Raw genomic sequence first — 14482 nt, 5'->3', positions numbered from 1 at the left:
ACAACCCTACGCGAGATGCTTCGTCTCTGGCTTCATGCGCCACATGCTCAGCATGACCGCCTGTTGATGTATCAGTTTAATTCTACAAACGCTTCTAACCCTAATATTTGCCCCCACCACTCGCTTATTCAGATGAGCCATATCTGCCGGAAATTTTGGTAAGCGCTGGGGGGCTTTTTGGGTGTTGGTGGTATCGGTGAGGGCGTGGAGGAAGGCTAGCAGGTCGCTTTTTTCAGCTTTGGTGAGGTTGAGCTTATCGGGAGGCAAGGTTTGGTTGGGCACGTCGAGGCCCAGGCCCGCACCGCCGCCGTGGTCGTAGAACTCGATTACTTCTTCCAGCGTGTTGTAGGCGCCGTTGTGCATGTAGGGCGCGGTGAGGGCGATGTTGCGCAAGGTGGGCGTTTTGAAGGCGTGGCGCTGCCACTCAATGCTTTGCAGGCGGAACTTACCCGGATCGGGGTCGATGGCGGTGGGATGGAGACTGGCTTGGGCAGGCACGCCCAGAATCTCGGTTTCGGTGCGGTCGAAGGTGGGGGCTACGTTGCCGTTGAAGAGGGGCATGAGGTGACAAGTGCCGCATTTGCCTTTGCCCATGTACACGTTGAAGCCGCGCTGGGCCGCTGCATCCAACACGGCCGTTTCGCCGCGCACGTAGCGGTCGAAGGGCGAGTTGAGGCGCACCAGGGAGCGAACGTAGCTGGCTAGGGCCTGCTGCACCTGGTTTTCGGTGATGGCAGCCTCGGTGGCGTCTGGAGCGTCAAAAGTGCGGGCAAACGCCACTCGATATGCCGGACTCTGGCGCAGTAACGCGGCGGCGCGTGCCAGGGAGCCGTGCATTTCGGTGGGGTTGGCCAGCACGTCGGCGGCCTGGTCTTCGAGGTAAGTGAGGCGACCATCGTGGTACTGGGTGCGCTGTAAACCTGCGTTCAGCAAAGTAGGCGCGTTGCGGCTGACCGTGCCTTTACCGGCAAAGGTCACGCTACGAGCCCGGTTTTCGGCAAAGCCGCGGGCGGGCTGGTGGCAAGAGGCGCAGCTCCGACCGCCATTACCCGACAACACCGGATCAAAAAACAGCTGCTGCCCTAGCGCAACCTGCGCTGGCGTAGTGCGTGCATCGCTCTGGGGGGCAAAATAATCGGCGTTGAAAGCGGCCGAATCGAACAATGTAGCGGCGCTGGCCCGCAAGGCGCGCGCCTCCGTAAACTCCGGGATGCCTAAGGCCAACTGCGCCTGCCGTAGCTGCTGAGATAAAGGGTTGGCGTATTTGATCAAAAAGGCGAGCTGGTCGAAATCTGCTTTGGGTGCGCATTTTAAGTGACTGATACTGCTAGCCAACGTTTCGTCAAGGCGCTCAGCCAGCACAGCGTCGCGGGTGCGCAGGGCGGGCGCGTAGGCGGCCAGGGTAGCGCGTAGGGCCTGCAAGCTGGCCACGGCCTCGGGTACCGCCGCTTCGGGGGAAGCAGGCGTATCGAAGCCGGGCAGCCCCAGCGTCATGACCCGGAACACGCCCAGGCGCAGGGCGTCGAACACGTGGCGGTCGGTGAGCACCAGAATATCGGCCGAGTTGCGCATGCCGCGCAGGGAGCTGCGCGTGAGGGCCAGCTGATTGAGTAGCTCGGCCTGTTGATCGGGGGCGTAGGCTTCGGGGTAGAAGTAGGTTTCGATTACCTGCAAGCCCTCGGGCATAATCTGGCGCTGCTCCTGATCGTAGTCGGCTACTTCAATAATGGCTGGACCATTGAGCAGCTTTGCTAAGGTAGCCTGGTAGTATTCAGCCAAAAATTCCACCTGCTTATAGCGTTGCCGCGCCCGCCGAAACGCTCGCCGCTGGGCTGCTATCGGGGCCTTGGTTGCCACGCTTTTTTGCAGTCGCACCAGCGCCGAATCGAGCAAGATTAAGTTCTGGTGATAGGTGGCCAGCACCTGATCAGTGGGGCGAGCTGCGGCCTTTTTAGCAACGTTAGCCTCGGGGCGTTGGCAGGCTGTTGGGCCAAGTAAAGCCAGAGCAAACAAACCCGCTGTAATCCAGAACAAAATTCTTAACATCTGATTATCAATAAACAAACAAATGAGTAAACACCTATTTTACACATATGAGAAAGCCTCGCCCAACCAGGGCGAGGCTTTCTGCATGCGTTATTTGGTTAGCGAGGCAGGCCGCTGATGGCTACTAGCTGGCTGGCTTGGCTGTTGCCGTTGTTCGGCTTAGCCCCACCATCGCGGTACTTCTGGCCGGTCCAACTGTGGGGCTGGATGCACACCACAAACGTGTTCGGAACACCTAGGTCATCGGATACGTCGAGCATGGCGCCGTATTCCCAGCTGCCCTTGCGGGTGGCACCGCTACCTACATTATACTTGGCGGCGTCGGCCTCAGTGCGGCGGTGGTCCAGCTCCAATACTTTCTTCAGTCCGCCTCCATTAATGGCGTACTGATAGATATAGGCGTCGTGGGTTTCGGGGCCGTAACCGTTGGAGTCTTCCTGCACATACACGTAGTTCTCAGTTACGCAGATGTTGTCGGGATTCTGAAACTCGCCAGCGATACCCTTGCGGTCGTCGCCGTCCAGAATTACTTCCAGAGTACCTTTCAGCGGGTTTTTCTCGTCGAGCACGAGGCGATATACGCGGCCCCATACCGTCCGTGAGTTGTCGGCGTTGGCGCCGGAAGCGGCCTGGCCGGTCACGTTGAAGTAGATTTCGCGGCCGTTGGCACGGTTGCCCTGGCCGTTGTTTTCGTGGCCCTTGCGGTAGTCGATATCCTCTACGCGGCCAAACTTGATGGCTTTCAGTGGATCAACTTGGGCCTGCATCTGGTTGCCGGTCAAATTCTTGTGGTCGGGAATCAGAGCAAACTCGATGGGATACTTCTGGCCCACTTTGATCTCCGTTTCCTTCTGGTTCAGGTCAGTGCGGCGGAGCATGTACTGCTGACCACCGTCGAGGTCGCCCACCGCGTTGCTCAGGTAGAGCGCCAATTGCCCCCCAGTGGCGTCGGAAGCGTCTTCGCCGGTCAGCACCACCGTCTTGCCGGGGTAGGCCGACTTCGGCAGAGGCACCGCGTTTTCGGCGCTCCAGTAGCCCAGGCCCCGAATGCCTTTGGCCATGCCTTGGGTGTTATTAGGCGCAAATGGGTCAATCAGATGGGTTTGGGCATTGACATCGCTCTCGCCAGCACTCAGGAACGCAGGGCCGAAGCCGTGCTCTTTGGGCGTTACGAGCGTAGCCGAGCACAGGCGCCACCGGCCGCCGTCGGAGTTGAGCACGTACTCGCCGCTTACGGGCTTGAAGCTATTATCGAACTGTACCCGCGATATGGACAGGTTGTCTTCGTGGTTGACGAGCATGGTGAAGCCGTTGCCGTCGGGGTTGCGGAGCAGGCCCGCGCCGTCGGCCGAGCCGCCGAACATAAACTCGGGCGAGGCGGGCAACACGTCGTCGGAGCTGATGAGGGAGAATATTTTGAGGTTGTCGAACCCGGACAAGGGTTTGATGAGGGCCGGCGTTACCGAATGGTTTTCCAGCTTCACGGCCTTGTTAACCGGGATGCTCGGCTGGTTGCCTTTGTCGGTTTCGCAGCTGGTCAGCGCGGCGCCCAAAGCCAAGGCAGAAAGGCGCGCTGAGAGAGTAATGTTGTTCATGAACAGATAGTTAGGTAGGGGAAGAGGTTGCGGACTAAGAATGCCCAAAAGTATCGGGGGCATATTACCGTCGTGTAAAGAGCCGGTTATCAAGCTGTGACGGCAGGGTTATGAAATTGCGACCCGCAGGGAGGCTGGGGGGCTTTTTTGGGCGGAATACAGGCCGCTGAGGTGCGAGCCTCCCGAACCCGACTATCTTGGGGGGCTTTTTTGCCGGTTTAGCTTCTCCTTATGCTACTCACCATTACCACAACCCACCAGCCCGCCACCGATCTGGGCTACCTGCTGCACAAGAATCCGGCGCGCCTGCAGTCGGTGGACATAGCCTACGGGCAGGCCCACATATTTTATCCCGAAGCCACCGCGGAGCGCTGCACGGCCGCTTTGCTGCTCGATATCGACCCGGTGGCGCTGGTGCGCAACCACCGCGGCCCGGCCGGCGAGGGCTTTGCCCTGGAGCAATACGTGAACGATCGGCCCTACGCGGCCTCGTCTTTTATGAGCACGGCGTTGGTAAAAGCATTCAACACGGCCATGAATGGCACCTGCAAAGACCGCCCCGACCTGCCCGACACGCTGCTGCCCCTCGAAGCGACCGTCGCCGCCCTGCCTGCCACCAACGCCAGCCAGCTCCAACGCCTTTTTGCCCCCCTGGGCTACGAAATCGATACCGAAGCCCACCCGCTCGACCCCACCGTGCCGGCCTGGGGCGACAGCCGCTACTTCACGCTCCGCCTGCGCCACCCGGCCCTGCGCCTGCGCGACTTGCTGAGCCACCTCTACGTGCTCATTTCCGTCCTCGACAACGACAAGCACTACTACATCGGGCAGGCCGAGGCCGACAAACTCCTGCACCGCGGCGGCGACTGGCTCCCCCAGCACCCCGACCGCGAATTCATCACGCGCCGCTACCTGCGCAATCTGCGCGAGTACGTCGATCCGACGTTGGAGCGGCTGCTAGCGGGGGAGGAAGCTGACCCTACGACGGCCTCACCTCCTAGCCCCCTCTCCCAAGGAGAGGAGGAACTAGATTCTAGTATTTCTAGCTCTAATCAATCTGATTTAGAATTAGATCTAAAAGCTAGTTCACCCTCTCCTTGGGAGAGGGGGCTAGGAGGTGAGGCCGTCGTTGAAAAGCTAAGCCTTCACGACCTGCGCCTCAACCGCGTAGCAGAAGAAATCCGCCGCCTCGGGGCCAAGCGCGTACTCGATTTGGGCTGCGGTGAGGGCAAACTGGTGCGTCGGCTGCTCAAAATTCCGCACATCGAGCACATTCTGGGCATGGACGTGTCGCACCGCGAGCTGCAACGCGCCCACGAGCGCCTGCACATCGTAGAAATGCCCCCCAGGCAGCGCGAACGGCTCACGCTGGTGCAAGGCTCCCTGCTCTACCACGACCCGCGCCTTAGCGGCTACGACGCGGCGGCCGTGGTTGAAGTCATCGAGCACCTCGACGAAAACCGGCTGGCCGCGTTTGAGCAGGTGGTATTCGCCCGCGCCCGCCCCGGCGCCGTGCTCGTCACCACGCCTAACGCCGACTACAACCAGCGCTACGAAACCCTATCCGCTGGGGAGTTCCGCCACCAAGACCACCGCTTCGAGTGGACGCGGGCGCAGTTCGAGGCTTGGGCGGCGGGAGTTGCGGAGCGCCACGGCTACCGCGTGCGCATGGAGCCGTTAGGGCCAGAGGTGGAGGAAGTAGGCGCGCCTTCGCAGTTGGCAGTGTTTGAGCGGTAGTATCTGATTCTAACTAATGCCCAAGCTAGAAGTGATGAGAGTTATTCTGGGTCCATTAAACTATGGACTTGACTCTCATAATCCTCCAAGCTGGAGAATTTTCTGAAGCTTAGATTTCTGTTCTTAGCTTTTAGCTCATTGATTATTTCTAAAGCTAAATCGAGAGGTTCGTTTTCTTTGCCAAAAGCATTCGCGTCCCAATTGGTGCCAGCCAAGATTCCGTCATTGTACATACCTATTAGCCAGTCTTCTAAAAAGTCTGACAGTGGCATTCCACTTGGATTATAATGTGCCCAATCTTCTTTGGCCGTGGCTTTGGCATAAGTTCTATCAGACCAGAATGGGAATACTTCAGCATCCTCGAACTCATTGGATGATGAAGTTGCCCACCCATCCTCAGATTCCAGGGCCCAAACAGTATCAAATTCAACTACCCTTTCAACAAATTTTTTGTGTTTGTACTTGGTCGTAGAAGCGTCTTGAAGCACTTTTCTATTTGTTTATAAGGTCTAGTTCTCAATTCAACTCCAGCACAAACCCGCCGCGCGCCTTTACCGGCAGCGTGAGCGCCGTGCCCGTGAAGCGGCGGGTGTTGAAGTCACGGTTGGTGGTGCCGTCGGTGATGAGGGTGCCGCCTTTGGTAGCACCTAGCTTGGAGAGGTCGAGGGTGATGGTGCGGTCGGTGGGGGTGCCGTTGATGCCGGCCACGTACCATTTGTTGTTGGCTTTGCGGGCCACCACGGCGTACTCACCGGGGAAACCGTCCAGAAACTTCACGTCGTCCCAGCTGGGGGGCAAATTCCGCACAAAGTCTACCACGAAGGACGGCTGCTTTTTCATGCCCTCCGGCACTTCCACGTAGTGCTGAATGCCCGACTGAAATAACACCGAAAGCGCTAGCTCGAAGCCGTTGGTGGTGACACGCTTTTGACCGGGAATTTCCGAAAAGCACATGGGCGTGAAGTCCATGGGGCCGACGGCGTTACGGGTGAAGGGCAGCACGGCGCAGTGGGTAGGCTCCTGGTCGGCGTTGGCTTGGTCGAAGGTCAGAAACTCGAAGCCGCGGACGGCTTCCATGGTCATCAGGTGGGGGTAAGTGCGCGTCCAGCCGCGGGGGATGGTGGTGCCGTGAAAGTTTACCAGGAGCTTGGCCTGAGCCGCGTCTTCCAGTAGGTCCTGGTAGTAGTTCATCATCGACTGTCCGTCGCCGCCGAAGAAGTCGATTTTCACGCCTTTAATACCCATTTGTTGCAAGCGGGCAAACTCCTTCTTGCGCGATGCTGGCTCGAAAAGCACGTTTATGGGCGTCTGGGGGGCTTTATTCCAGCTGCCGTTGGAGTTGTACCACACCAGCAGGTCCACGTTTTTGGAGCGGGCGTAAGTGGCCAGCTCCGTCATTTTATCATACCCGATCTGCTTGTCCCAGAGGGCATCTATCAGGCAATACTTCCACTTCATATCGGCCGCGTAGTCGATAAAGTTCTTCTGCACGTCGTACACCGTGGCTTCATCCTTTAGCAAGGCCCAACTCCAGGAAGCCTTACCCGGCTTGATAAAGGCGGTATCCTTGATTTTGGTCGGGGCGCTGAGGTCGGTAGTAAGCGTCGATTCGACGATGGTGCCCAAGGTGGGACCCACCACCAGCACACGCCACGGCGTGTTCCACGGCAGCGTTGATTCGGGGGCAACTGGGGCCGTGGGCGTGGTTCCTTCGCGCTCTTGGGCAAAGGCAATGCTGTACTCGCCATCAGGCGAAAGATGGGCTAGGTGGGTGCCACAATAGCTTCGGTCCATGCCCGCCTCCGTCAACAGCACCCAGTGTCCGGCCGCCTGAAATAGCGCCGGAAACGACCAGCCTTGCCCCAAGCTCGACGGCGTGCCGGCCGCTATGCCCATCTTATAGTACTCCTCGTACGACGGCTGCGTGTTGGACCAGCCCGTTTGAGCTACCGCGTGCGGGTGCAGCCAGCCTTTGGCGGCGGCAGGCAGCTTAAAAGTGGTTTTTTCGCCCAGAATCCGCTGTTTCTCCTTGGATTTGCCCCCCAGCACATACCGAAAAGCCACCCCATCGTTCGACACCTGAAACACCACGCTGAGCGTGCGCCCTTGGCTACCCGAAAACGTGATTTCGCGCCGATTGGCCTGGTAGTGGCAGGCCGCGCGCTTATCGTTGGTGAGGGTGTAACTGTCGGTGACGGGGGCCGATTTGCCGGCGCTGGTGAGCTTAAGTCCTTTGCTTAAATCTGCGTCGGCCAGCTGTAGACCCAGGCTGGAAGGCCGTAGCAGCTCCGTGTCTTTGTAGGCTACCGAATAACTCGGCTTCCCCTGATCGGTAACGCTGACCGACACCCGCACGGCGCCATCGGGGCTGGTAATAAAGATGGGCTCTGGTGCGGCGGCCTGGGCCAGCATCGTTGTCAGGATTAGCACGAGGGTCAGTGAGGCTTTCAGCATAAACGCAAACAGCAAGGGACAAAGCAGGATAAGGACTAGCGAGCGGATACCTGAACCCGCCGGGCTAAGTTAAGTATCATGGCCGTCCGTCAAACGTATCCAGCTATTACTAATCCTCTTGGTGCTCACTTGCAATAGGCTGGGCCAGCTGCTTGTCAAGGTCACTTTTAATGTGAAGCGGCTTGCTTATTTTTTCGCTTTTGATAAATTGTTGCACCTTGATATTTTCCCAGATAACCAATTTATCTTCTACTCTGGTAATGGCGCGAATATCTCCGTCTTGGGAAATAACAAATCCCAAACTGCCATTATTATTCCAGCAGTAAGAAAACATAGAGCAGTGCCGGGTACCAAATTGATTAGGACTAACGGCCGTGACTTTATCATCACGCACGGTAGCACTTCTGCACACATACACGTACTGCGGTAAAGGCTTCGACCGAATAACGGTGCCAAACCCTTTTACTTTTAAATCGGTGCTGAGCACCACCAAACCATCAATACAGGATAGGGAAGAGATGAATCGGATAGCGCCTTTTATTTCGTCACTTGTTTCCTTTTTCTTGGCCTCTGATACGTTTTCGCTTACATACAACGACACAGGAACCAAGTTTTTCTCGTCCTTGGAGAATTCATTGGCAATAGCATTCGAGTACTTGTAATGGGAGATATTAAGCTGAATATAATTTATAATCGCCTTGCATAATCGGTCGTATGACAACTCGTGTTTTACATTTAAACCGGCTTTTTTGTAAGGCGTAATTAAAAAAGCCCCCCCGTGATGATAATTCTGGGTTTTGAGCAAAATGCGCGACAAGGACTGAATAATAGAAGTTTCGATGTATTCATCCCAGTCTCTGGGATCTTCATCTTTATATTGTTTTTTGATATAACTTCTAATTGCCTTTTTGTAAGGCTCAGAAAATGATTTCAGGATATTATTTACGGTTCCTTTTCTAAAGACATCGACATAATTGCTGATTAGCGTGTTCTGCTTCAGGGTGGCAATTAGCTCGTAATCAAGCATTACATAAATGCTACCGATGTCGGATATAGTAGTCTGGAAAAATCCCGGTTGCTCGGAGCCGGATTCGGTTTCGTAATTCAGAAAGTCCTGGTAATGCACTGCTTGGTCGATCATTCCCCAGATAAACAGCTCATTATTGGCGTCGTAGTACACGGCAAGCGACGAACTCCAGGGGTCGGCGGCTTTCGACAGCTTCACGATGTTCTTGACCGTGAAGGGAATGCGCTTGCGGAAGTGGATATAATTCCAACGGTCAGCCACGATGCGCTCGGGCGGGGTGGGGTCGGGGTCGGCCGGATCGATGAAGGTGACCGTAACCTTAATTAGCTGGCCTTCTTCCGTTTTGAGACTCGTAAAAAACAGGTTCTCGAACAGATGATGTAATATGCTCTCGCTGGGCTGCGGATAGTTCGTCTTCGTTAGCTTTTTGTAAACCAGCCTAGCTAAGTCGTGATATGTGGAGTTTATATGTGCCATCGTATCGTGCCGAATAAGCTAGAAACCCGTTAACGTTGCCAAATAAGCTATTCCTAAATATACGCTCGCTTTGCGCTTATGGCTCTGACTACCCTAAAACTTCCCGAACTCTCGCTGGTCCTGCTCATGGGCACGTCGGGGGCGGGGAAGAGTACGTTTGCCCGTCGGTTGTTTAAAGAGACTGAAATCGTGTCTTCCGACTATTGCCGGGCCCTGGTGGCCGATGATGAAAACGACCAATCGGCCACGCCTGATGCCTTTGCGCTGTTGCAATACCTAGTGGGTGTGCGCCTCAAGCGCGGTTTGCTCACGGTAGTGGACGCTACCAACGTGCAGCCCGAGGCCCGCAAAGTGCTCGTGCAGCTGGCCCGCGACTACCACGTGTTGCCTACCGTCATCATCCTCGACGTGCCCGACCGTCTGGCCGAGGACCGCAACCAAACGCGCCCCGAGCGTCGGCACATGCCGCGCCACGTGGTGCCCCAACAGCGTCAGCAGCTGCGCCGCAGCCTCAAAACCCTCAAACAGGAAGGCTTTCGCCATATCTTCCACCTGCACGGCGCTGAGGAAATCGACGCCGTGCAAACTGTTCAGCGCGACCCTCTTTACAGCAACCGCAAGCACGAAACCGGCCCCTTCGACATCATCGGCGACGTGCACGGCTGCTACGATGAGCTGGTGCAGCTGCTCAATAAGCTGGGCTATGTGGTGGAAGCAGAGCCGGTGGTGGACGTGCGGGATTTGGGCGTGCGCGTGACACGCCGCTTTGAGTCTCTCACTGCTGAAGCGTCAGGAGATGCCTCAGGAGAAGATAATAAGCCCATGGCGTTCGGCTCTGCATCCTTTCAAGAAGGTTTAAGAGCAGAGATTAATAGCGCTGAACGCCGTGTCATCTTCCTCGGCGACTTAGTTGACCGCGGCCCAGCCTCGCCGCAGGTGCTGCGCCTAGTGATGCGCATGGTGCAGGATGGACTGGCCCTATGCGTGCCCGGCAACCACGATATTAAGCTGCTGCGGCATCTGGGGGGCAAAAGTGTGAACGTGCAGCACGGTTTTGCCGAAACGCTGGAGCAACTCGCCGCTGAGTCGGATACGTTTAAAAGCCAAGTGCGGCAGTTTCTGGACGGCCTCGTGAGCCATTACGTGTTGGATGATGGCCGCCTCGTGGTAGCCCACGCGGGCATGCGCGAAGACATGCAGGGCCGCGGATCGGGCGCCGTGCGGGCGTTTGCTTTGTTTGGCGAAACGACCGGCGAGATTGACGAATTTGGCTTGCCTGTGCGCTACAACTGGGCCTCCGAGTATCGGGGCCGCGCCATGGTAGTGTACGGTCACACGCCCGTGCCTGAGGCGGAGTGGTTAAATAACACCATCGACATTGATACGGGCTGCGTATTCGGCGGCCAGCTCACTGCCCTGCGCTACCCCGAGCGGGAGCTAATAGCCGTGCCCGCCGCCCGCGTGTACTGTGAGCCGGTGCGCCCGCTGAATTACCGCGCTCTGCAACTGCTAGAGGCCACCCAAACCGACCTCTCTGCCCAACAGCAGCACGACGACTTGCTGGATATCCGCGACGTGACGGGCAAGCAAATTATCCGGCCGCGCCTGCTGCCGTCGGTTACCATCCGGGAGGAAAACGCCATTGCCGCCTTGGAGGTGATGAGTCGCTTTGCCCTCAACCCGAAGTGGCTCCTGTATTTGCCCCCCACCATGTCGCCCACCGAAACCTCGCCGCTGCCCGACCTGCTGGAGCACCCCGCCGAAGCCTTCGATTACTTCCGTCGTCAGGGCGTGGAGCGCGTGGTGTGCGAGGAAAAGCACATGGGCAGCCGCGTGGTGTTGGTATTGGCCCGCGACGAGGACGCCGCGCGCCGCCGCTTCGGAATAGTAGGCGAGGGGCCGGGCAAATGCTACACCCGCACCGGCCGTAACTTCTTCACCGACCCTAATCTGGAAGCCGCCTTCCTCACCCGCCTGCAAGCAGCCCTGCTGGGGGGCAATTTTTGGGAAAAATTCCAAACCGACTGGGTCTGCCTCGATGCCGAGCTGCTGCCGTGGTCGGCCAAGGCCCAGGAGCTGATCAAAAACCAGTACGCCGCCGTAGCCGCTGCCGCCAACGCTGCTTTGCCGCTGGCCGAAGCCACGCTAGCCCAAGCCGCCACCCGCGGCCTCGACGGCGTAGAAGCCCTGCTGGCCCGCACCTCGGCCCGCCGCACCGCCGCCACCCAATACGCCGAGGCCTACCGCCGCTACTGCTGGCCCGTCGAGAGCCTCGACGATTTGCGCCTGGCGCCCTTTCATCTGCTGGCCACCGAGGGCCGCACCTACTTCGATAAGGACCACGCCTGGCACATGGAAACTCTGCGCGCCCTTAGCCTCCACGACCCCAGCTTGCTCCGCGCTACTACCTACCACGTAGTAAATCTGCAAGACCCAGCCGCCGTGGAAGCCGCCACCCAGTGGTGGACCGACCTCACCGACGCCGGCGGCGAAGGCATGGTGGTAAAGCCCTACGATTTCATTCCCGCCACCAAAAAAGGCCTCGTCCAGCCCGCCCTCAAGTGCCGCGGCCGCGAGTACCTGCGCATCATCTACGGCCCCGACTACCTGCTGCCCGGCAACCTGGAGCGCCTGAAGGAGCGAGCCGTAAAAGCTAAGCGCAACCTGGCCCTGCGGGAGTTTGCCCTCGGCGTGGAAAGCCTGGAACGCTTCGTGGCCGGCGCCCCGCTGCGAGAGGTGCATCAGTGCGTATTCGGCGTGCTGGCCTTAGAAAGTGAGGCGGTGGACCCGCGGTTGTAATGTCCCTTACTAGTCTCACCCGTTTGTCATCCTGACGCAGGAAGGACCTTTTCACGTCACCGCGAGTCGTGCACCTGATATAAGGTCCTTCCTGCGTCAGGATGACAAACGGGTGAGGGATGATAAATAATACTATCGGCCTTTCTTCAGCCACTTTAGTGCCGCGGCTACCTTGGCGTCTTGGCGGAGGTCGGTGAAGTTGTCGCCGCCGGTGATGAGCACATCGGGGGTGAGGCTGGTTTTGTAGGTGGTTTTGTTACGGTCAGTTTCGAGCAGGCCGGCGATGGTGAGGTAGGAGGAGCCACTGATGCGGTAGCTTTCGTTGGCGGTGGTGGCGCCGTAGGTGGGCTCGCCGAAGAAGCGGGTGGCAGGGCGGCCTTTTAGGCTGATGGCCACAATCTCCCCGGAGCTGGCGGTCATGCCGCTAAGTAGCACGGCGATAGGCTTGTCGGTGCGTTTGATGGGGCAGCGGTTCTGGAGCGTGGTTACCTGCAACGTATCCATGTAGAAGTTGCCTTGCTTGAGGTACCACTGCTCGTCGGGCTTGCCGTCCTTATCCACAAAGCCCCCAGGTGGCCGTCGCCGATCAGGGGCGCGATGCCGGCCAGCATGGGCGCCATGGCCCCGCCGTCGTTCAGGCGCAGATCAATGATCCAGGCCTTTACCTTATTGGAGTTGATGCGGCAGAGCGAATCTTGCACCACCTTGGCCGCGTCGCGCATGGCTTGCAGACTGCCCCCAGCGTTGATCCCCGGCAGCTGAATATAACCGACGTTGTTGGGGAGCATCTTGACCAGAATGTGGGGCTTTTTCGCCAGGGCTTCTTTCACGGCGGCGTTGGTGTAGGCCGGGCGAGCAGTGTTGCGCCACTTATAGGTTTTGCCCTTATAGGTCAGCCAGCCGTGGTCGTCCTTGAGCTGCTCAAATACATACGGGTAGATCGGCAGCAGCTCCCGCACCGACTGGGCGCCCTGGGCTTTCTGGTACACCGTCTGGCGCAGCTGGGGCCAATCGACGGTGCCTCGCTCCAGCGAATGTGTTTCCAGTAGCGTCAGACTCTTGTCGAGAAAGGTCTTAACCGAATCGGGGAGCGGGGCCGGTGTGGTTTGGCAATGGGCCGCGTGGGTAACGGCCGTAAGGAGCATCAGTAGCCAGAGTTTCTGCATGCAGCTAAGATGCGGGGACAAGCTGGAGGGTTGTTTGGATTGCTGGATTTATATCTGGCCAGCGCTCCGCTACGGGAGGTGCACCAGTGGGTATTTGGTGTGCTGGCGCTAGAAAGCGAGCTGGTGGACGCTAGGTTGTAAGAAAACGCGGTTCGACAGCAAGTGATTAAGCCTTTTAAAGGCTCAATTACTTGCTTAGTATTTTATAGATAGATTCCTTCCTTCTTTCAGCCATATACCTTGAAAATTATAGAGCCACAATCTATTCTTGCTGTCACAGAGTAGATACCTACCTTGTTTAATGGTGCCCATCTTAGGTATCTTTATTTTTTCGACGATTCTATTCTTCTGTATTTTGAATAAGTAATAAAGACTATCAACATAGTATCCATTTGTTCCAGTTAAATAAATATTTTTATTGCACAAGCATACATCCTGTGCTTCAGTTATAAAATCCGATTCAATAACAAGTTTCCATTCAGATTTCTGTTTTTGATACAACCTTCCTAAAAAAGTATTTACTTCTTCTAATTTAAATTGTAGATTGTCATAATAAAAAGTGTTGTAATCAGCGGGGTTTTCGCTGTTATCAAGAGTGGGAACATATTTAACATAATTCCATTTTGAAGCTAATTTATCATTTGCTTCATAGACTTTCCCATTAAACGTGATGATTTGAAGCTTTTTATTTGATTTTGAATAGAATTTATATGGGAAAAAGTCCTCAGTTTGAAATTCCTTCGTTTTCCATGTTTTACCAAAATCGCTAGAATAAGAAATGCGTGAATAGTCTGCCTCATGAATACCCTTCCAGCTATCTAAACCCCAAAGTATCCTGTTGTTGTCAAACATCATATATTTAAAATATACATAACCTTTTGATTTTGGGGTTTGGTGAAGTGTTTGCCAATTTTTGCCCGCGTCTGTAGTAATAGAAAATCCGCCATGCCACTTAACGGCTATTAAGGTGTCACTAGAAATAGCAAGTAAATCAAAAACAGCAGGATCGAATTTGGGTCTATCAAATTTTTTATTTGATATTTTATTTTTAACGTTAATATCTACTTGACTTTTATCGTTTTTATTGCAGCTAATGCATGCCAATCCAATGGCTATAATGCAGACTGTAATTTTAAAATATTGGGAAAATATTTTACTGGTATTGTGAATCATAGTTACTC

Annotated in this window: 11 protein-coding genes; 3 read left to right on the top strand and 8 right to left on the bottom strand. The window is 56.1% G+C overall.

Annotation, left to right across the window (positions count from 1 at the left end; genetic code table 11):
* Nucleotides 1–6: 6 nt before the first annotated feature.
* Nucleotides 7–2046, bottom strand: coding sequence for a cytochrome-c peroxidase (locus G7064_RS03805; RefSeq protein ID WP_166072524.1), 2040 nt, complete (start codon nucleotides 2044–2046; stop codon nucleotides 7–9).
* Nucleotides 2047–2144: 98 nt separating this feature from the next.
* Nucleotides 2145–3641: a hypothetical protein gene (locus tag G7064_RS03800; protein ID WP_166072523.1), complete on the bottom strand. Its 1497-nt coding sequence runs from the start codon at nucleotides 3639–3641 to the stop codon at nucleotides 2145–2147.
* Nucleotides 3642–3872: 231 nt separating this feature from the next.
* Here G7064_RS03800 and G7064_RS03795 point away from each other — a divergent pair, with 231 nt between their 5' ends.
* On the top strand, nucleotides 3873–5378 hold the full coding sequence (locus G7064_RS03795; protein WP_166072522.1) for a 3' terminal RNA ribose 2'-O-methyltransferase Hen1: 1506 nt from the start codon (nucleotides 3873–3875) through the stop codon (nucleotides 5376–5378).
* A 41-nt stretch (nucleotides 5379–5419) separates the two neighbouring features.
* Here G7064_RS03795 and G7064_RS03790 read toward each other — a convergent pair whose 3' ends face one another.
* The 3 genes from G7064_RS03790 to G7064_RS03780 form a co-directional block, all read right to left on the bottom strand.
* The gene (locus tag G7064_RS03790) at nucleotides 5420–5866 is read right to left on the bottom strand and encodes a DUF2750 domain-containing protein (RefSeq protein ID WP_166072520.1); all 447 of its coding nucleotides are present in this window, start codon (nucleotides 5864–5866) and stop codon (nucleotides 5420–5422) included.
* 28 nt (nucleotides 5867–5894) lie between these two features.
* The gene (locus G7064_RS03785) at nucleotides 5895–7832 is read right to left on the bottom strand and encodes a glycoside hydrolase family 97 protein (RefSeq protein WP_166072519.1); all 1938 of its coding nucleotides are present in this window, start codon (nucleotides 7830–7832) and stop codon (nucleotides 5895–5897) included.
* A gap of 109 nt (nucleotides 7833–7941) precedes the next feature.
* Nucleotides 7942–9336 carry a putative sensor domain DACNV-containing protein gene (locus G7064_RS03780; RefSeq protein WP_166072518.1) on the bottom strand — a complete coding sequence of 465 codons (1395 nt, stop codon included), beginning with the start codon at nucleotides 9334–9336 and terminating at the stop codon, nucleotides 7942–7944.
* 78 nt (nucleotides 9337–9414) lie between these two features.
* Here G7064_RS03780 and G7064_RS03775 point away from each other — a divergent pair, with 78 nt between their 5' ends.
* On the top strand, nucleotides 9415–12135 hold the full coding sequence (locus G7064_RS03775) for a polynucleotide kinase-phosphatase (protein ID WP_166072517.1): 2721 nt from the start codon (nucleotides 9415–9417) through the stop codon (nucleotides 12133–12135).
* Between the two features lie 132 nt (nucleotides 12136–12267).
* On the opposite strand, the gene G7064_RS22705 is transcribed toward G7064_RS03775, so the two are convergent.
* Both G7064_RS22705 and G7064_RS22700 read right to left on the bottom strand, forming a co-directional pair.
* On the bottom strand, nucleotides 12268–12639 hold the full coding sequence (locus tag G7064_RS22705) for a S41 family peptidase (protein ID WP_166072516.1): 372 nt from the start codon (nucleotides 12637–12639) through the stop codon (nucleotides 12268–12270).
* Nucleotides 12621–13301: a S41 family peptidase gene (locus G7064_RS22700; protein ID WP_166072515.1), complete on the bottom strand. Its 681-nt coding sequence runs from the start codon at nucleotides 13299–13301 to the stop codon at nucleotides 12621–12623. Before G7064_RS22700 ends, G7064_RS22705 begins: the two co-directional genes overlap by 19 nt.
* A 9-nt stretch (nucleotides 13302–13310) precedes the next feature.
* Here G7064_RS22700 and G7064_RS22695 point away from each other — a divergent pair, with 9 nt between their 5' ends.
* On the top strand, nucleotides 13311–13442 hold the full coding sequence (locus G7064_RS22695) for a hypothetical protein (protein ID WP_166072514.1): 132 nt from the start codon (nucleotides 13311–13313) through the stop codon (nucleotides 13440–13442).
* A gap of 54 nt (nucleotides 13443–13496) precedes the next feature.
* Here G7064_RS22695 and G7064_RS03755 read toward each other — a convergent pair whose 3' ends face one another.
* A complete protein-coding gene (locus G7064_RS03755) occupies nucleotides 13497–14474 on the bottom strand; it encodes a WD40/YVTN/BNR-like repeat-containing protein (protein ID WP_166072513.1) in 978 nt (325 codons plus the stop codon).
* Nucleotides 14475–14482 lie beyond the last annotated feature (8 nt).

Origin of the sequence: Hymenobacter sp. HDW8, from assembly GCF_011305775.1 — a bacterium.
Classification (GTDB): Bacteria; Bacteroidota; Bacteroidia; order Cytophagales; family Hymenobacteraceae; genus Hymenobacter; species Hymenobacter radiodurans.
This window is presented reverse-complemented; position numbering and strand designations above follow the sequence as displayed.

Coding starts and splice junctions, on each gene's coding strand:
- G7064_RS03805 (WP_166072524.1), bottom strand. CDS start 2,046: ATGTTAAGAATTTTGTTCTGGATTACAGCGGGTTTGTTTGCTCTGGCT.
- G7064_RS03800 (WP_166072523.1), bottom strand. CDS start 3,641: ATGAACAACATTACTCTCTCAGCGCGCCTTTCTGCCTTGGCTTTGGGC.
- G7064_RS03795 (WP_166072522.1), top strand. CDS start 3,873: ATGCTACTCACCATTACCACAACCCACCAGCCCGCCACCGATCTGGGC.
- G7064_RS03785 (WP_166072519.1), bottom strand. CDS start 7,832: ATGCTGAAAGCCTCACTGACCCTCGTGCTAATCCTGACAACGATGCTG.
- G7064_RS03780 (WP_166072518.1), bottom strand. CDS start 9,336: ATGGCACATATAAACTCCACATATCACGACTTAGCTAGGCTGGTTTAC.
- G7064_RS03775 (WP_166072517.1), top strand. CDS start 9,415: ATGGCTCTGACTACCCTAAAACTTCCCGAACTCTCGCTGGTCCTGCTC.
- G7064_RS22705 (WP_166072516.1), bottom strand. CDS start 12,639: ATGGATACGTTGCAGGTAACCACGCTCCAGAACCGCTGCCCCATCAAA.
- G7064_RS22700 (WP_166072515.1), bottom strand. CDS start 13,301: ATGCAGAAACTCTGGCTACTGATGCTCCTTACGGCCGTTACCCACGCG.
- G7064_RS22695 (WP_166072514.1), top strand. CDS start 13,311: ATGCGGGGACAAGCTGGAGGGTTGTTTGGATTGCTGGATTTATATCTG.
- G7064_RS03755 (WP_166072513.1), bottom strand. CDS start 14,474: ATGATTCACAATACCAGTAAAATATTTTCCCAATATTTTAAAATTACA.